The sequence below is a fragment of the Rhodopseudomonas sp. G2_2311 genome (assembly GCF_047501505.1).
In the GTDB taxonomy this organism is placed as follows: domain Bacteria; phylum Pseudomonadota; class Alphaproteobacteria; order Rhizobiales; family Xanthobacteraceae; genus Rhodopseudomonas; species Rhodopseudomonas palustris_H.
Genome location: NZ_JAZDRK010000011.1, coordinates 38,607 through 58,500 on the forward strand (window position 1 = coordinate 38,607; position 19,894 = coordinate 58,500).

A 19,894-nucleotide genomic window follows, 5' to 3' on the forward strand; every position below is an offset into this window, starting at 1 on the left:
ACCCTCGATGAAAGTGATGATCCGCAAGACCGCGACCGGTCACTCCGCCTATGTCGCCAAGAAGGACCTCGAGGAGCCGATCGTCGAGATGGAGAATCCCGCGCTTTGGGGCGGCAAGGTTACGCTTGCCAATGGCTGGCAGCTCGAACTGCCGGTGATGGCGGCGGACACGCCACTGCCGATCACCGTCGAAGCCCGCAAGCTCTGACCATGGCGCTGTCGTCCGACGATCTCGCTCGGCTCGACGCGCTGCTCGGAGGCGACGCTGCTGATGCCGGTGCGCTGAAGACGGTGCGGCAGGAGCTTTCCAGCCTGTCGCTGACGCAGTGTGACGCGTCCGACATCTATGCAGAGCAGCCGTTCCGCGATTATCCACGCTTCAGCGTCTATCTGGTCGACGGATCGAACCATTGCTGGACCATCACGACCGATGCGGCGCGCGCGACCGGCCTGGTGGTGGTCCATCACAAGGCTGCAAGAGCGATCTGACAGGGAGCAGGATCATGCCGGTACAAGCACTCGACGACATCGCCGCAGGCTTGTTGCGAGGCCAGGTGATCCCGTATCTCGGCTCGGCCTGCGTGGCGCTCGGCGAATCGAGCAGCGTGCCGACCTCGCCGGCCGAGCTGGTGGCGCGGCTGACCGCGAAGACCACGGTGCCGCACAAGGTCCGCACCAATCTCACCGGCGCCGCGCAGTACATCGAGAACTTCAAGCACCGCAAAACGCTGACGACGATGATGGCCGAGGCGTTCCGGTCCTCGCCGCAGCCGAACGAGCTGCATCGGATGCTGGCGTCGCTGCCCGAGCTGCCGCTGCTGGTCCACGCCTGGTATGACGACCTGCCACAGAAGGCGTTCGCCATTCGCCAGAATTGGGGCATGGCACAGGGCGTCAGCCAGAGCGAACATCACGGCCATTGGGTGAATTACTACAAGCCAGACGGCAGCGAGATTGCCGAGCCCGCACCCGGCATCGTGACCGAAGACGAGATGCCGCTGTATGCGCCGGTCCCGGACGAGGCGCTCGGCTGGGCGACGATGCTGTATCAGCCGATCGGCTCGGTCGCGCCGGCGGCCAATTTTCTGGTGTCCGACAGCGACTATGTCGAAGTCCTGACCGAGATCGACATTCAGACGCCGATCCCGCTGACGGTGCAGCAGCTGCGCAAGGACAGGAACTTCCTATTCCTCGGCTGCCGGTTCGATACCCAGCTCGACCGCGCCTTCGCCCGCCAGATCATGAAGCGCTCCTCGGCCCAGCATTGGGCCGTGTTGCCGGACACGCCGACCCGCAACGAGGAGCGCTTCCTCGAGGAACAGTCCATCACCCGGATTGATTGGCCGCTGACGAAGTTCGTCGCCATGCTCGGCGAACTGCTGCAGAGCCAGGCGCTGACCGCGTAGGCACTTCTTCGTCTCTTCCCACTCTCAATGAACGTCCTGGCCGGCTCGTCCCGCCTGCGCCGAAGCTGCTTCGGCGCGGCGGAAGCCGGCCATCTCCGTTCTTGCTCCAGATCCTGCCGTATCCGTGAATGCCCGGCACAAGGCAGGGCACGACGATACGTGCACTCGCCCTCGTCATGGTGAGGAGCTTGGTCCTGCTTCCGTACAACGGGCCCTGGATCGCCTCGCTTCGCTCGCGATGACGCAGCGAAGCCGTTCTCGAGTTGCGACAGAGTCTCGCTTAGCACGCCCGGCCGGTATCAGTTTGTTTCGTTTCTAACAGCCGTCCCCTGGGATGTCGTCCGCTCGGCAGCGATGTCGGATTCTAAACATCTACGTACATTCTGCCCGGACATTCTACATCTCCGCGAAAACACACACTTTTTCGTCTCCGGCGAAGCTTGGCACGCTCGTTGCAAAACAGGGATCAGCAAGGCGAGGGATGGTTGGCCGAGCAGTTACTGCAAAGGGCAACGTCCGCATCTGAGCCGTGCGACGGTTTTGAACGGAAGAAGGCTGCGCCTCGGCGCAAATCGATCAAGCGGCATTAGGTCAACGGAGAGAAAACATGGCACTTCGGCAAATCGCATTCTACGGCAAGGGCGGCATCGGCAAGTCGACCACCTCGCAGAACACCCTCGCGGCGCTGGTCGAGATGGGTCAGAAGATCCTGATCGTCGGCTGCGACCCCAAGGCGGACTCCACCCGTCTGATCCTCAACACCAAGATGCAGGACACGGTGCTGAGCCTCGCCGCGGAAGCGGGTTCGGTGGAAGACCTCGAACTCGAAGACGTGATGAAGATCGGCTACAAGGGCATCAAGTGCACCGAGGCCGGTGGCCCGGAGCCGGGCGTCGGCTGCGCCGGCCGCGGCGTTATCACCGCGATCAACTTCCTCGAAGAAAACGGCGCCTATGAAGACGTCGACTACGTCTCCTACGACGTGCTCGGCGACGTGGTGTGCGGCGGCTTCGCGATGCCGATCCGTGAAAACAAGGCGCAGGAAATCTACATCGTCATGTCCGGCGAGATGATGGCGCTGTATGCCGCCAACAACATCTCCAAGGGCATTCTGAAGTACGCTTCGTCGGGCGGCGTCCGCCTCGGCGGCCTGATCTGCAACGAGCGCCAGACCGACCGCGAGCTCGACCTCGCCGAAGCGCTGGCCAAGAAGCTGAACTCGAAGCTGATCCACTTCGTGCCGCGCGACAACATCGTGCAGCACGCCGAGCTGCGCCGCCAGACCGTGATCCAGTACGCGCCCGACAGCCAGCAGGCTAAGGAATATCGCGCCCTGGCCAACAAGGTCCACGCCAACTGCGGCAACGGCACCATCCCGACCCCGATCACCATGGAAGAGCTGGAAGAGATGCTGCTCGACTTCGGCATCATGAAGACCGAGGAGCAGCAGCTCGCCGAGCTCGCCGCCAAGGAAGCCGCCAAGGCGGCCGCGTCCGCCTGATCGCATCAGCCAGGCCGGTCGCCTAGCGCGACCGGCCGCCATCCCGGCGGCCCCAGACACGAGGAACAACGATGAGCACCGCAGTCGCAGAATCCCCCGCGGACATCAAGGAACGTAACAAGGCGCTGATCGCCGAAGTCCTGGAGGCCTATCCGGACAAGTCGGCTAAGCGTCGCGCCAAGCATCTGAACACGTACGACGCCGAAAAGGCGGAGTGCTCGGTCAAGTCCAACATCAAGTCGATCCCGGGCGTGATGACGATCCGCGGTTGCGCCTACGCCGGCTCGAAGGGCGTGGTGTGGGGCCCGATCAAGGACATGGTCCACATCAGCCACGGCCCGGTCGGCTGCGGCCAGTATTCGTGGGGCTCGCGCCGCAACTATTACAAGGGAACCACCGGCGTCGACACTTTCGGCACGATGCAGTTCACCTCCGACTTCCAGGAGAAGGACATCGTTTTCGGCGGTGACAAGAAGCTCGGCAAGATCATCGACGAGATCCAGGAGCTGTTCCCGCTCTCCAAGGGCATCTCGGTGCAGTCGGAATGCCCGATCGGTCTGATCGGCGACGACATCGAGGCGGTCTCCAAGGCCAAGTCGAAGCAGTATGACGGCAAGCCGATCATCCCGGTGCGTTGCGAAGGCTTCCGCGGCGTGTCGCAGTCGCTTGGCCACCACATCGCCAACGACGTGATCCGTGACTGGGTGTTCGACAAGGCCGCCGAGAAGAACGCCGGCTTCCAGTCGACCCCCTACGACGTCGCGATCATCGGCGACTACAACATCGGCGGCGACGCCTGGGCCTCGCGCATCCTGCTCGAGGAAATGGGCCTCCGCGTGATCGCGCAGTGGTCCGGCGACGGCACCATCGCCGAGCTGGAGAATACCCCGAAGGCGAAGCTGAACATCCTGCATTGCTACCGCTCGATGAACTACATCACGCGGCACATGGAAGAGAAGTTCGGTATTCCGTGGGTTGAATACAACTTCTTCGGCCCGTCCAAGATCGAAGCGAGCTTGCGCGAGATCGCCGCGAAGTTCGACGACAAGATCAAGGAAGGCGCCGAGCGCGTCATTGCCAAGTACAAGCCGAAGATGGATGCGGTGATCGCCAAGTATCGCCCCCGCCTCGAAGGCAAGAAGGTGATGCTCTATGTCGGCGGTCTGCGCCCGCGCCACGTCATCGGCGCCTACGAAGACCTCGGCATGGAAGTGGTCGGTACCGGCTACGAGTTCGCCCATAACGACGACTATCAGCGCACCACCCATTACGTGAAGGACGGCACGCTGATCTACGACGACGTCACCGGCTACGAATTCGAGAAGTTCGTCGAGAAGGTGCAGCCCGACCTGGTCGGCTCCGGCGTCAAGGAAAAGTACATCTTCCAAAAGATGGGCGTTCCGTTCCGCCAGATGCATTCCTGGGACTATTCGGGCCCGTATCACGGCTACGACGGGTTCGGCATCTTCGCCCGCGATATGGACATCGCCATCAATGCCCCGGTCTGGAAACTGACCAAGGCGCCTTGGAGCTGATCTGAACCTTCACACCGGGCTTCCGGCGCCAGCCGCCGGAAGCGCCGCGACACCGAATTCTTGGGAAAGACATCACCATGACCGAGACCGCAGAGAAGATCCGCGATCACTTCGACCTCTTCCGTGAGCCCCAGTACGAAGAGTTGATGGAGAACAAGCGGAAGAATTTCGAGAACTATGTTGGCGAAGCCGAGGTCGCGCGCGTCTCGGACTGGACCAAGACCAAGGAATATCAGGACAAGAATTTCGCCCGCGAAGCGCTTGTCATCAACCCGGCCAAGGCCTGCCAGCCGCTCGGCGCGGTGTTCGCGGCGGTCGGCTTCGAAAAGACGCTGCCGTTCGTGCATGGCTCGCAGGGCTGTGTCGCTTACTATCGCAGCCACTTCACCCGGCACTTCAAGGAGCCGACCTCCTGCGTGTCGTCGTCGATGACTGAAGACGCCGCGGTGTTCGGCGGCCTCAACAACATGATCGACGGCCTGGCCAACGCCTATGCGCTGTACAAGCCGAAGATGATCGCGGTCTCGACCACCTGCATGGCGGAAGTCATCGGTGACGACCTCAACGCGTTCATCAAGAACGCCAAGGAGAAGGGCTCGGTCCCGACGGACTTCGACGTCACCTACGCTCACACCCCGGCGTTCGTTGGCAGCCACATCACCGGCTACGACAACACCATGAAGGGCGTGGTCGAGCACTTCTGGGACGGCAAGTCCGGCACCGCGCCGAAGCTCGAGCGCAAGCCGAACGAGTCGATCAACTTCCTCGGCGGCTTCGACGGCTACACCGTCGGTAACCTCCGCGAAATCAAGCGCATCTTCGACACGATGGGCGTCGAATACACCATCTTCGGCGACAACAGCGACGTCTGGGACACCCCGGCCGACGGCGAGTTCCGGATGTATGACGGCGGCACCACGCTGGAGCAGGCCGCCAACGCCGTCCACGCCAAGGCGACGATTTCGATGCAGGAGTTCTGCACCGAAAAGACGCTGGCGACGATCGCCGAGCACGGCCAGGAGGTCGTGGCGTTCAATCACCCGGTCGGCGTCAGCGGCACCGATCGCTTCCTGCAGGCGGTGTCGCGGATCACCGGCAAGGCGATCCCCGAAGCGCTGACCAAGGAGCGCGGCCGGCTGGTCGACGCCATCGCCGACTCGGCCGCCCACATCCACGGCAAGAAGTTCGCCATCTATGGCGATCCGGACCTGTGCTACGGCCTCGCCGAATTCATCCTCGAACTCGGCGGCGAACCCACCCACATCCTCGCCACCAACGGCAACAAGACGTGGGAAGCCAAGGTGCAGGCGCTGCTTGACTCATCGCCGTTCGGCGCTGGTTGCAAGGTCTACGCCGGCAAGGATCTCTGGCACCTGCGCTCGCTGCTGTTCACGGAACCGGTCGACTTCATGATCGGCAACACCTACGGCAAGTATCTCGAGCGCGACACCGGCACGCCGCTGATCCGCATCGGCTTCCCGATCTTCGATCGCCATCACCATCACCGCGCGCCGGTGTGGGGCTATCAGGGTTCGATGAACGTCCTGGTCAAGATCCTCGACAAGATCTTCGACGAAATGGACAAGTCGACCAACGCCGCCGGCAAGACCGACATCAGCTTCGACATCATCCGGTGATGCCGCAGCTTCGGAGAACCTGATTACAGGAGTGCCGCATGAGCCGCCTCGCAGACAAGATTCAAGACGTCTTCAACGAGCCCGGCTGTGCGGCCAATCAGGCCAAGTCCGACAAGCAACGCAAGAAGGGTTGCAGCAAACCGCTGCAGCCGGGAGGCGCAGCCGGCGGCTGCGCCTTCGACGGCGCCAAGATCGCGCTGCAGCCGATCGTCGACGTCGCGCACCTGGTGCACGGCCCGATCGCCTGTGAAGGCTCGTCCTGGGATAACCGCGGCACCAAGTCGTCCGGCTCGAAGCTGTATCGCACCGGCTTCACCACCGACATGGGTGAGAACGACGTCATTTTCGGCGGCGAGAAGCGGCTGTTCCGGTCGATCAAGGAAATCATCGAGAAGTACGATCCGCCCGCAGTGTTCGTGTATCAGACCTGCGTGCCGGCGATGATGGGCGACGATATCGTCGCTGTCTGCAAGGTGGCGGCCGAGAAGTTCGGCAAGCCCTGCATTCCGATCATCTCGCCCGGCTTTGTCGGGCCGAAGAATCTCGGCAACAAGCTCGCCGGCGAGGCGATGCTGGACTACGTGATCGGCACCCAGGAGCCGGAGTTCACGACTCCCTACGACATCAACATCATCGGCGAATACAACGTCGCGGGCGAGCTGTGGCAGGTGAAGCCGCTGCTCGACGAGCTCGGCATCCGCATCCTGTCGTGCCTGTCGGGCGACGCGCGCTATCACGAGGTGGCGCAGTCGCACCGCGCCCGTGCCGCCATGATGGTGTGCTCCACCGCGATGATCAACGTCGCGCGCAAGATGGAAGAGCGCTACGGCATCCCGTATTTCGAAGGATCGTTCTACGGCATCAGCGACACCTCCGAGTCGCTGCGCCAGATCGCCCGCCTGCTGATTCAGCGCGGCGCCGACGCCGAGCTGATGGACCGTGTCGAAGCGCTGATCGCGCGCGAAGAGGCCAAGGCCTGGGCGGCAATCAGGGCCTACACCCCGCGCCTCGAAGGCAAGAAGGTGCTGCTGATCACCGGCGGTGTGAAGTCGTGGTCTGTGGTGGCGGCGTTGCAGGAAGCGGGGCTGACGATCGTCGGCACCAGTGTCAAGAAGTCGACCAAGGAAGACAAGCTGCGGCTCAAGGAGATGAGCCCGGACGTCCACCAGATCGACGACCTGCGCCCGCGCGAAATGTACAAGATGCTGAAAGAGGCGCAGGCCGATATCATGCTGTCGGGGGGGCGTTCGCAGTTCGTCGCGCTGAAGGCGCGGATGCCCTGGATGGATATCAACCAGGAGCGCACCTACGCGTATTGCGGCTATGTCGGCATCGTCGAGATGGTCCGGCAGATCGACAAGTCGCTGTCCAATCCGATCTGGGCTCAGGTGCGCAGCGCGCCGCCGTGGGACGAGGTGACCTGGGAAGAGCGCGCCGATGCCGCCAACGCCGCCGACGATCGCCAGCGCGCGATCTTCGGACGTTCGGCTCGGGTAGCGTAAGGAGGCTGCGATGGCACAGATCGTCACCTCGACCAAGTCTTGCACCGTCAATCCGCTGCGGATGAGTCAGCCGCTTGGCGCCGCGCTGGCCTTCATGGGGCTGCGCAACTGCATGCCGCTGCTGCACGGCTCCCAGGGCTGCACCTCGTTCGGTCTGGTGTTGTTCGTTCGCCACTTCCGCGAGTCGATTCCGCTGCAGACCACGGCGATGAGCGAAGTTGCCACCGTGCTTGGCGGCTTCGAGAATGTGGAGCAGGCGATCGTCAACATCGTCGGCCGCACCAAGCCCGACGTGATCGGGATCTGCACCACCGGCGTCACCGAGATCAAAGGCGACGATCTCGACGGCTACATCAAGATGGTGCGAGCCAATCATCCGGAATTGGCAAACGTCGCGCTGGTGCCGGTGTCGACGCCGGACTTCAAGGGCGCGTTCGAAGACGGCTTCGCCGCCACCGTGACGCGGATCGTCGAGACCCTGGTCGAGGCGCCGGCTGTCGGCATCGCGCCGGATGCCGACAGGATCAACGTGTTGGCCGGAAGTCATCTAACGCCGGGCGACATCGACGAGCTGCGCGACATCATCGAAGCTTTCGGCCTAACACCGACCTTCCTGCCGGACATCTCCGGCTCGCTCGACGGCCATCTGCCGGACGACTTCACACCGACCACGCATGGCGGCGTCTCGGTCGCCGAAGTCGCCGCGATGGGCGGCGCCGCCTATACGCTGGCGTTCGGCGAGCAGATGCGCAAAGCCGCGGTGGCGCTCGAAACCAAGGCCGGCGTGCCGTTCACGCTGCTGGCGCGGGTTACCGGGCTTGCCGCCGCCGATGAGCTGATGGCGACGCTGGCCAAGATCAGCGGCCGCCCGGTGCCGCCGAAATATCGCCGCCAGCGCAGCCAGCTGGTCGATGCCATGCTCGACGGTCACTTCTATTTCGGCGGAAAGAGCGTCGCGATCGGCGCCGAGCCGGACATGCTGCTGAATATCGGCGGCTGGCTCGCCGACATGGGCTGCACCGTCAGTGCTGCGGTCACGACCACGACCTCGCCGATCCTGGCCCAGGTGCCGAGCGACGAGGTGTTGATCGGCGATCTCGAAGATCTCGAACGCCGTGCTGAAGATTGCGATCTGTTGGTGACGCACTCGCACGGCCGCCAGGCCGCCGAGCGACTGGGCGTGCCGCTGTTCCGGATGGGGCTGCCGATGTTCGATCGGCTCGGTGCCGCGCATCAGGTCGCGGTCGGCTATCGCGGCACCCGCGATCTGATCTTCGCGATCGGCAACGTTTTCATCGCCAACATCAAGGAGCCGGATGTGAACAGCTGGCGGAGTGCCTCTGTTCGTCCGGATCAGACCGATGCGCCGGCTACGGCTCATTAGCAACGACGGCAGTCGAGCGGAGCACAGCGCCGATGCACAACTCAGGAGAACCGGCATGAAAGTCGCCTTTGCCACCCAGGACCTTGCGCGCGTCGATGCGCATTTCGGCTGGGCCCGGAATATCGCGATCTACGAAGTCACCGCCGACGATTATCGCTTCATCGAAGCGGTGCAGTTCGCCGAGGAAAAGGAAGACGGCAACGAGGACAAGCTGGTCGCCAAGATCGACGCGATCCGGGATTGCGCCATCATGTACTGCACGGCGATCGGCGGCTCCGGCGCGGCGCGCGTTGTCGCTGCTCAGGTCCACCCGCTGAAGCTGGCGCAGCCGGAGCTGATCACCGACCTGATCACCAAGCTGCAGGGCGTGCTGCGCGGCGTGCCGCCGCCGTGGCTGCGCAAGGCGCTGATGAAGGGTGAAGAGCGCACGTTCGATTTTGCCGACGAGGCCTGACATGACCGAAGCCACCACTGCTCCCGACGCCGCGCTCGACTCGCTGTTCGTCAAGGAACTGGTCAAGCAGCTCCGCGCTCAGGACACCCACGGTGTCTGGGAGGGCAAATCCGATCTGAAGCTGCTGGAGCCGTTCATCGTCGACAAGGCCAAGCGTCGCGAGATTCCGATCATGGGCGATCCGGATCCGGAGACGCTGTGGCGGCTCGAGCTGTTCTACAACGCGGTCGCCCTGTCGATCGAACGCGAGACCAGAATCATGGTGTCGCCGATGATGAAGATGCACCACGAGGGCTTCGGCCGGCTGATCCTCAGCGCCGGGCGGTTGATCGTCATCAACAAGCACATGCGCGACGTTCATCGCTTCGGCTTCGATAACCTCGGCAAGCTGGCCGAGGAGGGCGACAAGCTGGTCGCCGCCGGCAGCGAGATGATCCGCAAATATCCCGACGTCGCCAACCTCTAACGCGAGAGCGAGAACGCATGTCCGACATCGACACGCTGAAGGCCGAGATCAAGAAACTGTCCGCTCGCGCGACGACGATGAAGATGAATCTGCACGACCTGTCGGAAGAGCTGCCGATCAATTGGCAGACCATCATGACAGTGGCGCAGGAAACCCAGGATGCCTACGCGGCCCTTGAAGCTGCGCGGAAGGCTTTGAAGGAGCTGGAGGCGAAAGCCGCCTGATCGCGGCCGAACGCCTCAGCCCAAACGGCGCGGCCGCGAGCCGCGCGCAGGAGCGAACAATGGCGATCTTTTCCACCCGCGACGGCCAGCCGTGGGAACCGACTTACCTCACTGCGATCGACGACAAGAAGTGCATCGGTTGCGGCCGCTGTCACAAGGTGTGCTCGCGCGACGTGATGCATCTGATGGGCGTCAACGAGGAGGGCGAACTGGTCGCCTGTTCGCTCGATGATGATGACGATGACGAGGAGTTCGTCCGCAAGGTGATGGTCCTCGACGCGGCCGGCAATTGCATCGGCTGCTCGGCCTGCGTCCGGGTCTGCCCGAAGGCATGCCAGACCCACGTCAAGGCTAGCGAACTCGGGCTCTAAGCAAGGGAGCGACGGACATGCTCGGCGCAGCGGGAATCCAGGCGGCAGGCGCGACGGCAGCGGCGCTGCCGCTGCGCGTGACGGCGTCGAGCTTCGCGTCCTCTCCGGCGGTGGTGTACCGGGCCTTGACCGGCTGCACTCCGGCGGAAGCCCAGATCGATGACGATCGAGCATTCGATCGTCACGTGCTGGCGTCGATCCTGTCGGTTGCGGTCACCGAACCCGGCTCGATCACGGAGTCCAGCGGTCTGACGGCCGACGATTTCGCGGCGCTGATCGTCGGCTGGTTCCCGCATGTTTCGGTCCTGTTGTCGGTGCTGGCGGTCGGCGAGCACGACGAGGACGAGGAAGCAGGCATGGTTCGCGACCTGCTGCTCAAGCATCGCTCGACCTCGGGCGACGTCGGTCGCTGGCTCGCCGCGATGGTGGCGCGCCGGGCAATGCAGCCGGAGCATCTGTGGGAAGATCTCGGCCTGCGCAGCCGCGCGGAGCTGAGCCGGCTGTTGATGCGGCATTTCGAGCCGCTGGCCCGCGACAACACCCGCAACATGCGCTGGAAGCGGTTCTTCTACCGCAAGCTCTGCGAAGACGACGGTATGGTGATGTGTAGCACCCCGGTCTGCTCGCAGTGCGGCGACTTCGCCGAGTGCTTCGGTGAAGAAAGCGGCGAAAGCCGGATGGCGATCCGCCGCCGCGAGGTGGAGCTTCGGGCGGCGGGCGTGGCTTAAGTCAGATTCAGAAAGCATCGCCGCATGCACAGCGGGCTCCTTCTCCCTGCGCGCGGGGAGAAGGGCGGGATGAGGGGCCTCACCACACGGCCGAGTGCTAATAGTGACGTTGGTAGTCCGGCGAATACAGCTCGCATGCTCAGACCTCTGGAGGCGCCCCCTCACCCGGCCCGGCTTTGCCGGGCCGACCTCTCCCCGCGCGCGGGGAGAGGTTAGCGCCGCGTAGCGGGGTAGCTCGCCTCTAAGCTGCGAGCGATTGTCGGAAACCGTCGGCTTCGCGACCATGTCGGACGTCCGACATTGTCGGGTGCTGATAATTTTGCACGAAATCAGTGGCTTGCCGTCTGTGCCCGCGCTGGCACAGCGGTTGCACTTGTTGATGTCGGACCCAACAAATGGAGGCCGACCATGATCATTCTCACCGAACAAGCCGGGACCGCTGTGAAGGCTGCGATGTCGCGCGCCGGCAAGCTTGAAGCCGGGCTGCGCGTTATGGTCGAGGCGGGGGGCTGCGCCGGCTACAAATATCTGATCGGTCTCGATGCGGAGCCGCGGGTTGATGACGCGGTGGTCGAAGCCGGCGGCGTCAAGGTGTTCATCGATCCGGACTCGCAGCCGCTGCTGTCCGGCATGACCATCGACTTCGTCGAGAGCCTGGAAGGCTCCGGCTTCACGTTCGACAACCCCAACGCCGGCACTAAGTGCGGTTGCGGTAAGTCGTTCGGTTAAGCGCAGCGCCAGCCACGGGAGCGGGCCATGCTCAGCCTCGGCAAGTTCGATCATCACTTCTCCACTTCCCCGAATGCCGGTCCGCTGCCGCAGGCTGATGCAGTCGGGCGGTTCGGCAGTATCGGCTGGGGCGACGCCGTCAAGTTGATGCTGAAGGTCGAGCCCGACGACGGGCGGATCGCGCAGGCCCGCTTTCAGGCGTTCGGCTGCAGCTCGGCGATCGCCGCTTCGGCGGCCCTCACCGACATGATCACCGGCAAGACCATCGATGAAGCCAGCGGCATCAGCGCCGCGGCGATCGCCGACTACCTGGGCGATCTGCCGCGCGAGCGGATGTACTGCGCGGTGATGACTTTTGAGGCCCTGCAGCAGGCGATCGGCTCGTATCGCGGCAAGGCCGCAGTGGCCGAGGCCGATGCGCCGCCGGCCTGCAAGTGCCTCGGCGTCGGCCAGATGATGATCGAGCGCACCATTCGCTTCAATCGGCTGACCAGCCTCGACGACGTCACCGCCTACACCAAGGCTGCCGGCAGCTGCAGCACCTGCTTCAAGCAGATCGAATCCCTGCTCGCGCGCGTCAATGCCGAGATGGTCGAGGACGGCCTGATTGCGGCCGAAGACGCCTACCGGATCGGCTCCGCGACGCCGCGCACCGCCGAGTTGAAGCCGCACGGCGCACCGCCGCCGGCCGCCAACATCTTTGCCGCCAAGGCGACGCCCGCGCATCTGCGCCCGATCGCCAAAGCCACGCCGTCACGTCCGGCGCCTCCGCCGTCCGGACTCGTCGATGCGCCGCCGCAAGAGGCGCTGATCGCCGAGGCGGTCGAAGAATTGCGGCCGCATCTGCAGCGCGATGGTGGTGACTGCGAGTTCGTCAGCCTCGACGGCAACATCGTCTATGTCCGGTTGTCCGGCAATTGCGTCGGCTGCCAGCTTTCGTCGGTGACGCTCTCGGGTGTCCAGGCCAAGCTGGCCGAGAAGTTCGGCCGGCCGCTACGCGTGGTGCCGGTGTCATGAACGAGCCGGCAGACATCGTCTATCTCGACGCCAATGCAACGACGCGGACCGATCCGCGCGTCGTCGAAGCGATGCTGCCGTACTTCTCGCTGTACTACGGCAACCCGTCATCGAAATACGGGCTCGGCGGTCACGCCGCGCTTGCGGTCAAGCGGGCGCGCGAACGCGTCCAGGCGCTGGTCGGCGCCGCGCAGCCGCACGAGCTGATCTTCACCTCGGGCGGCACTGAGAGCAACAACGCCGCGATCCTGTCCGCGCTGGAAGCGGCGCCGCGCCGGCGTGAAGTGATCATCTCGGCGGTCGAACATCCGGCAGTGCTGTCGCTGTGCGCTTGGCTGGAGAAGAACAAGGGCATCCGCGTTCACCTGATCCCGGTCGATCGTCAGGGCCGGCTCGACATTCTGGCCTATCGCGAAGCGATGTCCGACCGTGTCGCGATCGCGTCGATCATGTGGGCCAATAACGAAACCGGCGTGATCCAGCCGGTGGCGGATCTGGCTGAGCTTGCCAAGGAAGTCGGCGCGCTATTTCACACCGACGCGGTGCAGGCGGTGGGCAAGTGCCCGATCGATCTGCAGTCGACCATGATCGACATGCTGTCGTTGTCCGGACACAAGCTGCATGGCCCGAAGGGCGTCGGCGCGCTGTATGTCCGGAACGGCATCCGCTTCAAGCCGCAGATCAAGGGCGGTCAGCAGGAGCGCGGCCGCCGCGCCGGGACCGAGAATGTGCCGGGCATCGTTGGTCTTGGTATCGCGGCTGAGCTTGCCGCTGGCGCGATGGCCGACGAGGACATTCGCGTGCGCGGTCTGCGTGACCGGCTCGAACGCGAGATCCTGGCGCGGGTTGATCACTGCGTCGCCGTCGGTGCTCGCGCCGAGCGCCTCCCCAACACCTCGAACCTCGCATTCTCGTTTATCGACAGCGAGGCGATCATCACCTTGCTCGACCGGGCCGGCATTGCGGCTTCCATGGGGTCGGCGTGCGCGACCGGTTCGTTCGAGCCGTCGCATGTGCTGCTGGCCATGAAAGTCGCCGAAGACGCGGTCCGGGGCGGCGTGCGGTTCTCGCTGTCGCGCGACAACACCGATGCCGACATCGACCGCGCGTTGGAAGTCGTTCCGGCCGTGGTCGCCAAGCTGCGGGCAATCTCGCCGTTCGGGGCCGATGATGCTCCGCAAGCGGTCGGGCGTTCGTCTGGAAGTGCGCAAGGAACAACCCATGTCTGAGATCAAGTCTGAGATCGCCCGGCCGGATCAGTCCTGCGGTTTTCAGTCCACTCCGATCGTGCTCAACGACACCACGTTGCGCGATGGTGAGCAGGCTCCGGGTGTTGCGTTCTCCACCGCCGAAAAGGTCGCGATCGCCCGCGCATTGGCGCGCGCCGGCGTGCCCGAAATCGAGGCTGGGACGCCGGCGATGGGCGCCGACGAGATCGCGGCGATCCGCGCCATCGTTGAGGCCGGACTGCCGCTGACGACGATTGCCTGGTGCCGGATGCGCACCGAGGACGTCGATGCCGCGCTGAAGGCCGGCGTTTCGATGGTCAATGTTTCGGTGCCGGTGTCGGACGTGCAGATCGCTGCGAAGCTCGGCGGCCTACGTTCGAATGCGATCGAAACCGTCAAGCGCGTGGTCGGCTATGCCCGCGACCGCGGCCTCGATGTCGCCGTCGGCGGCGAGGATTCGTCGCGTGCCGATCCCGAATTCCTCGCCGAGGTGATTGCCACCGCGAAGGCATCCGGCGCGCGCCGGTTTCGGATTGCCGACACACTGAGCGTGCTCGACCCGTTCTCCAGCCACGCGCTGCTCGCGGCGCTCCGTGCCTCGACCGACCTTGAGCTTGAATTTCACGGCCACGACGACCTCGGCCTCGCCACCGCTAACACGCTGGCCGCGCTGCGTGCCGGCGCCACCCATGCTTCGGTGACGGTGATCGGCCTTGGTGAGCGTGCCGGCAACGCGCCGCTCGAAGAGGTCGCGGTGGCGCTGAAGCAACTCTATGGCCGCGACACCGGCATCGTGCTGTCGGAGCTCGGCAACGTCGCCGATCTGGTCGCGACCGCGGCGGCCCGCACCATTCCGCTCAACAAGGCGATCGTCGGCGAGCACGTCTTCACCCATGAATCGGGAATACATGTCGACGGACTGCTCAAGGATCAGCGCACTTATCAGTCGCTCGATCCAAATTTGTTCGGCCGCTCCAACCGCATCGTCATCGGCAAGCATTCCGGCCTGTCGGCGATCACCTCATCGCTCGCCAAGCTCGATCTACCCGCGACCGCGGACGAGGCGCAGGGCATCCTGGCCAGGGTTCGCCGTTATGCGGTCACCCACAAGGGCCCGGTCGGCAACGAGACATTGATCGCGATCTGGCGCGAAGTTCGCGAGCGGACGCTCACCACCTGCGCCTGAGCGGCGACAACAGATCAAGGAGACCGAGATGAGCACATCCGCCGTCACCGAACCCGCCGATATCGTGGCCCGGCTGCAGCGCGCCGGCTCCGCCGAGGAGTTCTTCGAACTGCTCGGCGTCGATTACGATCCCAAGCTGCTCAACGTCGCGCGGCTGCACATCCTCCGGCGCATGGGTCAGTATCTCGCCGGTGAAGATCTCGAGCACCTGCCGGGCGGCGAAGCCGCTGCCCGCTGCAAGGCGGTGCTGGAGCGGGCTTATGCCGATTTCGTCGCGTCCTCGCCGCTCGACCAGCGGGTGTTCAAGGTGCTGAAGGACGCGGTGGCGCCGAAGACGCCGAAGCGCCCGGCCTTCGTCCCGCTCGACGCGTTGAAGTAACCGCCGCCTCTTGGTTTTGCTATCGACGGCCTGTCGCGTTCGCGGCGGGCCGTTTTGCTGTGCCTGCCATCCGCATTTTCTCACATCCATGTCGTGTTTGACGGGCGATCTCACAGCGGCGTGAAATGTCTGGTCGGTCACGCCGCTGTCGCCTTCCCGACAAGTGTCGGAGTTGTCGGATTGCAACCCTCGGAAGCGCCGGCAACAATCCCGGCTGCCCGTCGCAAATGATTGGTTTGGCGCGATATTTTCCTCGGCGGAAAAGTTGGTACGAGGCTTGCTCATAAGTCTCCGTCGTCAAGCTTCTGTCAGCAAGCGCGGAGCCACTCCATGCATATCGTCGTCTGTATCAAGCAGGTTCCGGACTCGGCCCAGATCCGCGTGCATCCGGTCACCAACACGATCATGCGCCAGGGTGTGCCGACGATCATCAATCCCTACGATCTGTTCGCGCTCGAAGAGGCGCTGCGGCTGCGCGACAAGTTCGGCGGCGAAGTCACGGTGCTGACGATGGGCCCGCCGACCGCCGAAGACTCTTTGCGCAAGGCGCTCACCATCGGCGCCAACCGCGCCGTGCTGCTCACGGACCGCTTCTTCGCCGGCTCCGACACGCTGGCGACCAGCTACGCGCTCGCCGCGGCGATCCGCAAGATCGGCTCGACCTTCGGTGCCGTCGATGTGGTGTTCACCGGCAAGCAGACCATCGACGGTGACACCGCCCAGGTCGGCCCCGGCATCTGCAAGCGGCTCGACTTCCTGCAGCTCACCTACGTCTCGAAGGTCTCATCCCTCGACCTCGAAGCCCGCACCATCGAAGTCGAACGCCGCTCCGAAGGCGGCGTGCAGGTGCTGCGCAGCAATCTGCCATGCCTGATCACCATGCTGGAAGGCACCAATCAGGTGCGCCGCGGCTCGATGGTCAATGCGCTGAACGCGGCCCGCGCCGAAGTGGTGAAGTGGAGCGCGCAGGACGCCGGCGTCGAGGACATCCAGAAGTGCGGCCTGCGCGGCTCGCCGACGGTGGTGAAGCGCGTGTTCGCGCCGACCCCGCGGGCCGAGAAGGCCAAGGTCGTTGAGGCCGCCGGCCAGCCGCCGGCGGAAGCTCTGATCGACGAAATCTTCAAGCTCCGGCCCAAGCTCGAGAACGAAATGTTCGAGCTGGCGCGCGGATTCTGACAACCCGAACAGAGAGCCGCTTCGATGAGCCAGCCCGCCAAGCCTGCCCCGCAGCCCGCCGGACGCGCCGCCGCCAAGAAGGAGCTGCCCGAGCATTTCAAAGCCTATAAGCACGTCTGGGTGTTTATCGAGCAGGAGCGTGGTCACGTTCACCCCGTCTCCTGGGAGCTGATGGGCTCCGGCCGCCGCCTCGCCGATAAGCTCGGCGTCGAGCTCGCCGCGGTGGTGATCGGCCCGACCGGTGACGCCACCAAGGCCGCGGTCGCCGAGTCGTTCTGCTACGGCGCCGACCTCGCTTATGTCGTCGCCGACGACGTGCTGACCGACTATCGCAACGAGTCCTACACCAAGGCGCTGACAGATCTGGTCAATACCCACAAGCCGGAGATCCTGCTGCTCGGCGCCACGACGCTCGGCCGCGACCTCGCCGGTGCGGTGGCGACCACGCTGCTCACCGGCCTGACCGCGGACTGCACCGAGCTCGAAGTCGACTCCGACAATTCGCTCGCCGCGACCCGTCCGACCTTCGGCGGCTCGCTGCTCTGCACGATCTACACGCTCAACTTCCGCCCGCAGATGGCGACCGTGCGTCCGCGCGTGATGTCGATGCCCGAACGGGTCGAGAAGCCGGTCGGCCGCGTCATCGAATTCCCGCTCGGTCTGGTCGAAGCCGATATCGTCACCAAGATCCTGGCTTTCGTGCCGGATCGCGACAAGGCGACCTCGAACCTCGCTTATGCCGATATCGTCGTGGCCGGCGGTCTCGGGCTGGCTTCGCCGGAGAATTTCCAGCTGGTGCGCCAGCTCGCCGGCGTGCTCGGCGCCGAATACGGCTGTTCGCGGCCGCTGGTACAGAAGGGCTGGGTGTCGGCCGACCGCCAGATCGGCCAGACCGGCAAGACCATTCGGCCGAAGCTGTACATCGCCGCCGGCATCTCCGGCGCGATTCAGCACCGCGTCGGCGTCGACGGCTCCGATCTGATCGTCGCGATCAACACCGACAAGAACGCGCCGATCTTCGACTTCGCCCATCTCGCCCTCGTCACCGATGCGATCCGCTTGCTGCCGGCGCTCACCGAAGCGTTCCGCAAGCGGCTGTCGCCGCACACCCGCGATCGTATCGCGAGCTAACAGGAGGCTGCCATGATCGAAGAACGTTTCGACGCCATCGTCGTCGGAGCCGGCATGGCCGGCAACGCCGCGGCGCTGACCCTGGCCAAGCGCGGCCTGAAGGTGCTGCAGATCGAGCGCGGCGAATATCCGGGTTCGAAGAACGTGCAGGGCGCCATTCTCTATGCCGACATGCTCGAGAAGCTGGTGCCCGAATTCCGTGAGGATGCGCCGCTGGAGCGTCACCTCGTCGAGCAGCGATTCTGGATGATGGACGCCAAGTCGCACACCGGCCTGCATCACCGATCGGAAGACTTCAACGAAGAGAAGCCGAACCGCTACACCATCATCCGCGCTCAGTTCGACAAGTGGCTGTCGAGCAAGGCCCAGGAAGCCGGCGCGATCGTGCTGTGCGAAACCACCGTCAAGGAATTGGTGCAGGACGCCTACGGCAAGGTGATCGGCGTGATCACCGATCGTGAAGGCGGCCAGGTGCATGCCGACGTCGTGGTGCTGGCCGAAGGCGTCAACGGCCTGCTCGGCACCAAGGCCGAGCTGCGCGAGCGTCCGTCGCCGGAGAACGTCGCGCTCGCCGTGAAGGAAATGCACTTCCTGCCGCGCGAGACCATCGAAGCCCGCTTCAACCTGAAGGGCGACGAGGGCGTGGTGATCGAGGCTGCCGGCACGATCTCGGCGGGCATGACCGGCATGGGCTTCATCTACACCAACAAGGAGTCGATCTCGATCGGCATCGGCTGTCTGGTGTCGGACTTCCAGAAGACCGGCGAGACCCCGTACGGCCTGCTTGAACGCTTCAAGAAGCATCCATCGGTAGCGACACTGATCGAAGGCTCCGAAGTGAAGGAATACGCCGGCCACCTGATCCCGGAGGGCGGCTATAAGGCGATCCCGCAGCTCTATGGCGACGGCTGGGTCGTGGTCGGCGACGCCGCGCAGCTCAACAACGCGATGCATCGCGAGGGCTCGAACCTGGCGATGACCTCGGGCCGGATCGCCGCCGAAGCGATCTTCCAGGTGAAGTCGCGCAAGGATCCGATGACCAAGGAGAATCTCGCGCTCTACAAGAAGATGCTGGATGACTCCTTCGTCATGAAAGATCTGAAGAAGTACAAGGATATGCCGGATCTGCTGCATATCCGCTCGCAAAACTTCTTCCTGACCTATCCGCAGCTCGTCAACAAGGCGCTGCAGAACTTCGTGCGGGTCGACGGCACGCCGAAGATCGAGAAGGAAAAAACCACGATCAAGTCGTTCGTTTCGGCGCGGTCGTGGGGCGGATTGTTCGGCGACGCGTTCCGCTTCGCGCGGGCGTGGCGATAACTCAGCGGGATTCGAGAAAGCGGAGAACGGACGATGACAACGGAAGCCCCGGTTCGCGTCGAAGACAAGCTGTATCAGAACCGCTATCTGGTCGACGTCGGCAACGCCCACATCAAGGTCAAGCCTCACACCAAGCCGTCGCCGCAACTGCTGGCGCTGCTGAAAATCTGCCCGGCGCATTGCTACGAGCTCAACAGCAACGGCCAGGTTGAAGTGACGCCGGACGGCTGCGTCGAATGCGGCACCTGCCGCGTGCTGGCCGAAGGCGGCGGCGACATCGAGTGGAGCTATCCGCGCGGCGGCTACGGCGTGCTGTTCAAGTTCGGCTGAGAGCGCTGCGCCAAGGGCGACGGCCCGCCCGGGCAGAAGACGCCGCCCGCGCCTCCGGGGCTGCTCGCTTCGGCCCTGGTTGCTTCATCGCGCAAGACATCATGCCCGGGCTGGTCCCGGGCATTGGTGTTTCTAGATCGGTCCTGCTGTTGTGGCTGTGTATGCTCGCGGCGGGCACATCCGCATAGC

At 64.3% G+C, this 19,894-nt stretch carries 22 protein-coding genes; all 22 read left to right on the plus strand.

The window, feature by feature from the left end; all coding sequences use genetic code 11:
- Window positions 1-7 precede the first annotated feature (7 nt).
- The 22 genes from nifT (at window position 8) to VRZ08_RS15460 (ending at window position 19,705) form a co-directional block, all read left to right on the plus strand.
- The gene (gene nifT, locus VRZ08_RS15355; RefSeq protein ID WP_107357099.1) at window positions 8-208 is read left to right on the plus strand and encodes a putative nitrogen fixation protein NifT; all 201 of its coding nucleotides are present in this window, start codon (window positions 8-10) and stop codon (window positions 206-208) included.
- Between the two features lie 2 nt (window positions 209-210).
- Window positions 211-489 (plus strand): hypothetical protein, encoded by a 279-nt coding sequence (locus VRZ08_RS15360; protein ID WP_414533089.1) that lies wholly within the window; start codon window positions 211-213, stop codon window positions 487-489.
- A 14-nt stretch (window positions 490-503) separates the two neighbouring features.
- Window positions 504-1,406, plus strand: a complete 903-nt coding sequence (locus tag VRZ08_RS15365) for an SIR2 family protein (protein WP_414533090.1) — start codon at window positions 504-506, stop codon at window positions 1,404-1,406.
- 607 nt (window positions 1,407-2,013) lie between these two features.
- On the plus strand, window positions 2,014-2,907 hold the full coding sequence (gene nifH / locus VRZ08_RS15370; protein WP_054161688.1) for a nitrogenase iron protein: 894 nt from the start codon (window positions 2,014-2,016) through the stop codon (window positions 2,905-2,907).
- Window positions 2,908-2,978: 71 nt separating this feature from the next.
- Window positions 2,979-4,442 (plus strand): nitrogenase molybdenum-iron protein alpha chain, encoded by a 1,464-nt coding sequence (nifD, locus tag VRZ08_RS15375; RefSeq protein ID WP_107357096.1) that lies wholly within the window; start codon window positions 2,979-2,981, stop codon window positions 4,440-4,442.
- Between the two features lie 77 nt (window positions 4,443-4,519).
- Complete coding sequence (gene nifK, locus VRZ08_RS15380; protein ID WP_107357095.1) at window positions 4,520-6,079, plus strand: nitrogenase molybdenum-iron protein subunit beta; 1,560 nt, start codon at window positions 4,520-4,522, stop codon at window positions 6,077-6,079.
- A 38-nt stretch (window positions 6,080-6,117) separates the two neighbouring features.
- Window positions 6,118-7,581, plus strand: coding sequence for a nitrogenase iron-molybdenum cofactor biosynthesis protein NifE (gene nifE, locus VRZ08_RS15385; RefSeq protein ID WP_414533091.1), 1,464 nt, complete (start codon window positions 6,118-6,120; stop codon window positions 7,579-7,581).
- Window positions 7,582-7,591: 10 nt separating this feature from the next.
- Window positions 7,592-8,965 carry a nitrogenase iron-molybdenum cofactor biosynthesis protein NifN gene (nifN, locus tag VRZ08_RS15390; protein ID WP_414533092.1) on the plus strand — a complete coding sequence of 458 codons (1,374 nt, stop codon included), beginning with the start codon at window positions 7,592-7,594 and terminating at the stop codon, window positions 8,963-8,965.
- A gap of 55 nt (window positions 8,966-9,020) precedes the next feature.
- Entirely contained in the window at window positions 9,021-9,419 is a 399-nt protein-coding gene (gene nifX, locus VRZ08_RS15395) for a nitrogen fixation protein NifX (RefSeq protein WP_107346158.1), read from the plus strand.
- A gap of 1 nt (window position 9,420) precedes the next feature.
- On the plus strand, window positions 9,421-9,885 hold the full coding sequence (locus VRZ08_RS15400; protein ID WP_012497763.1) for a NifX-associated nitrogen fixation protein: 465 nt from the start codon (window positions 9,421-9,423) through the stop codon (window positions 9,883-9,885).
- Between the two features lie 17 nt (window positions 9,886-9,902).
- A complete protein-coding gene (locus tag VRZ08_RS15405; RefSeq protein ID WP_107357091.1) occupies window positions 9,903-10,109 on the plus strand; it encodes a CCE_0567 family metalloprotein in 207 nt (68 codons plus the stop codon).
- Between the two features lie 59 nt (window positions 10,110-10,168).
- Window positions 10,169-10,480, plus strand: coding sequence for a ferredoxin III, nif-specific (fdxB, locus tag VRZ08_RS15410; RefSeq protein WP_107346155.1), 312 nt, complete (start codon window positions 10,169-10,171; stop codon window positions 10,478-10,480).
- Between the two features lie 17 nt (window positions 10,481-10,497).
- Window positions 10,498-11,208, plus strand: a complete 711-nt coding sequence (locus VRZ08_RS15415; protein WP_230762517.1) for a nitrogen fixation protein NifQ — start codon at window positions 10,498-10,500, stop codon at window positions 11,206-11,208.
- Window positions 11,209-11,616: 408 nt separating this feature from the next.
- On the plus strand, window positions 11,617-11,937 hold the full coding sequence (locus VRZ08_RS15420) for a HesB/IscA family protein (RefSeq protein WP_013504427.1): 321 nt from the start codon (window positions 11,617-11,619) through the stop codon (window positions 11,935-11,937).
- Window positions 11,938-11,964: 27 nt separating this feature from the next.
- A complete protein-coding gene (gene nifU, locus VRZ08_RS15425; protein ID WP_414533093.1) occupies window positions 11,965-12,954 on the plus strand; it encodes a Fe-S cluster assembly protein NifU in 990 nt (329 codons plus the stop codon).
- Complete coding sequence (nifS, locus tag VRZ08_RS15430) at window positions 12,951-14,183, plus strand: cysteine desulfurase NifS (protein WP_107357088.1); 1,233 nt, start codon at window positions 12,951-12,953, stop codon at window positions 14,181-14,183. The genes nifU and nifS overlap by 4 nt, the downstream gene beginning before the upstream one ends.
- Window positions 14,176-15,369: a homocitrate synthase gene (nifV, locus tag VRZ08_RS15435; protein WP_414533094.1), complete on the plus strand. Its 1,194-nt coding sequence runs from the start codon at window positions 14,176-14,178 to the stop codon at window positions 15,367-15,369. Before nifS ends, nifV begins: the two co-directional genes overlap by 8 nt.
- 28 nt (window positions 15,370-15,397) lie before the next feature.
- Window positions 15,398-15,748, plus strand: coding sequence for a nitrogenase stabilizing/protective protein NifW (nifW, locus tag VRZ08_RS15440; RefSeq protein ID WP_414533095.1), 351 nt, complete (start codon window positions 15,398-15,400; stop codon window positions 15,746-15,748).
- A gap of 330 nt (window positions 15,749-16,078) precedes the next feature.
- Window positions 16,079-16,924 (plus strand): electron transfer flavoprotein subunit beta/FixA family protein, encoded by an 846-nt coding sequence (locus tag VRZ08_RS15445; protein ID WP_346295804.1) that lies wholly within the window; start codon window positions 16,079-16,081, stop codon window positions 16,922-16,924.
- 24 nt (window positions 16,925-16,948) lie between these two features.
- Window positions 16,949-18,055, plus strand: a complete 1,107-nt coding sequence (locus VRZ08_RS15450) for an electron transfer flavoprotein subunit alpha/FixB family protein (protein ID WP_107346148.1) — start codon at window positions 16,949-16,951, stop codon at window positions 18,053-18,055.
- A 12-nt stretch (window positions 18,056-18,067) separates the two neighbouring features.
- Complete coding sequence (locus VRZ08_RS15455; RefSeq protein ID WP_414533096.1) at window positions 18,068-19,375, plus strand: FAD-dependent oxidoreductase; 1,308 nt, start codon at window positions 18,068-18,070, stop codon at window positions 19,373-19,375.
- 33 nt (window positions 19,376-19,408) lie between these two features.
- Window positions 19,409-19,705, plus strand: coding sequence for a ferredoxin family protein (locus VRZ08_RS15460; RefSeq protein ID WP_107346146.1), 297 nt, complete (start codon window positions 19,409-19,411; stop codon window positions 19,703-19,705).
- The last annotated feature ends 189 nt before the right edge of the window (window positions 19,706-19,894 follow it).

Coding starts and splice junctions, on each gene's coding strand:
- nifT (WP_107357099.1), top strand. CDS start 8: ATGAAAGTGATGATCCGCAAGACCGCGACCGGTCACTCCGCCTATGTC.
- VRZ08_RS15360 (WP_414533089.1), top strand. CDS start 211: ATGGCGCTGTCGTCCGACGATCTCGCTCGGCTCGACGCGCTGCTCGGA.
- VRZ08_RS15365 (WP_414533090.1), top strand. CDS start 504: ATGCCGGTACAAGCACTCGACGACATCGCCGCAGGCTTGTTGCGAGGC.
- nifH (WP_054161688.1), top strand. CDS start 2,014: ATGGCACTTCGGCAAATCGCATTCTACGGCAAGGGCGGCATCGGCAAG.
- nifD (WP_107357096.1), top strand. CDS start 2,979: ATGAGCACCGCAGTCGCAGAATCCCCCGCGGACATCAAGGAACGTAAC.
- nifK (WP_107357095.1), top strand. CDS start 4,520: ATGACCGAGACCGCAGAGAAGATCCGCGATCACTTCGACCTCTTCCGT.
- nifE (WP_414533091.1), top strand. CDS start 6,118: ATGAGCCGCCTCGCAGACAAGATTCAAGACGTCTTCAACGAGCCCGGC.
- nifN (WP_414533092.1), top strand. CDS start 7,592: ATGGCACAGATCGTCACCTCGACCAAGTCTTGCACCGTCAATCCGCTG.
- nifX (WP_107346158.1), top strand. CDS start 9,021: ATGAAAGTCGCCTTTGCCACCCAGGACCTTGCGCGCGTCGATGCGCAT.
- VRZ08_RS15400 (WP_012497763.1), top strand. CDS start 9,421: ATGACCGAAGCCACCACTGCTCCCGACGCCGCGCTCGACTCGCTGTTC.
- VRZ08_RS15405 (WP_107357091.1), top strand. CDS start 9,903: ATGTCCGACATCGACACGCTGAAGGCCGAGATCAAGAAACTGTCCGCT.
- fdxB (WP_107346155.1), top strand. CDS start 10,169: ATGGCGATCTTTTCCACCCGCGACGGCCAGCCGTGGGAACCGACTTAC.
- VRZ08_RS15415 (WP_230762517.1), top strand. CDS start 10,498: ATGCTCGGCGCAGCGGGAATCCAGGCGGCAGGCGCGACGGCAGCGGCG.
- VRZ08_RS15420 (WP_013504427.1), top strand. CDS start 11,617: ATGATCATTCTCACCGAACAAGCCGGGACCGCTGTGAAGGCTGCGATG.
- nifU (WP_414533093.1), top strand. CDS start 11,965: ATGCTCAGCCTCGGCAAGTTCGATCATCACTTCTCCACTTCCCCGAAT.
- nifS (WP_107357088.1), top strand. CDS start 12,951: ATGAACGAGCCGGCAGACATCGTCTATCTCGACGCCAATGCAACGACG.
- nifV (WP_414533094.1), top strand. CDS start 14,176: ATGTCTGAGATCAAGTCTGAGATCGCCCGGCCGGATCAGTCCTGCGGT.
- nifW (WP_414533095.1), top strand. CDS start 15,398: ATGAGCACATCCGCCGTCACCGAACCCGCCGATATCGTGGCCCGGCTG.
- VRZ08_RS15445 (WP_346295804.1), top strand. CDS start 16,079: ATGCATATCGTCGTCTGTATCAAGCAGGTTCCGGACTCGGCCCAGATC.
- VRZ08_RS15450 (WP_107346148.1), top strand. CDS start 16,949: ATGAGCCAGCCCGCCAAGCCTGCCCCGCAGCCCGCCGGACGCGCCGCC.
- VRZ08_RS15455 (WP_414533096.1), top strand. CDS start 18,068: ATGATCGAAGAACGTTTCGACGCCATCGTCGTCGGAGCCGGCATGGCC.
- VRZ08_RS15460 (WP_107346146.1), top strand. CDS start 19,409: ATGACAACGGAAGCCCCGGTTCGCGTCGAAGACAAGCTGTATCAGAAC.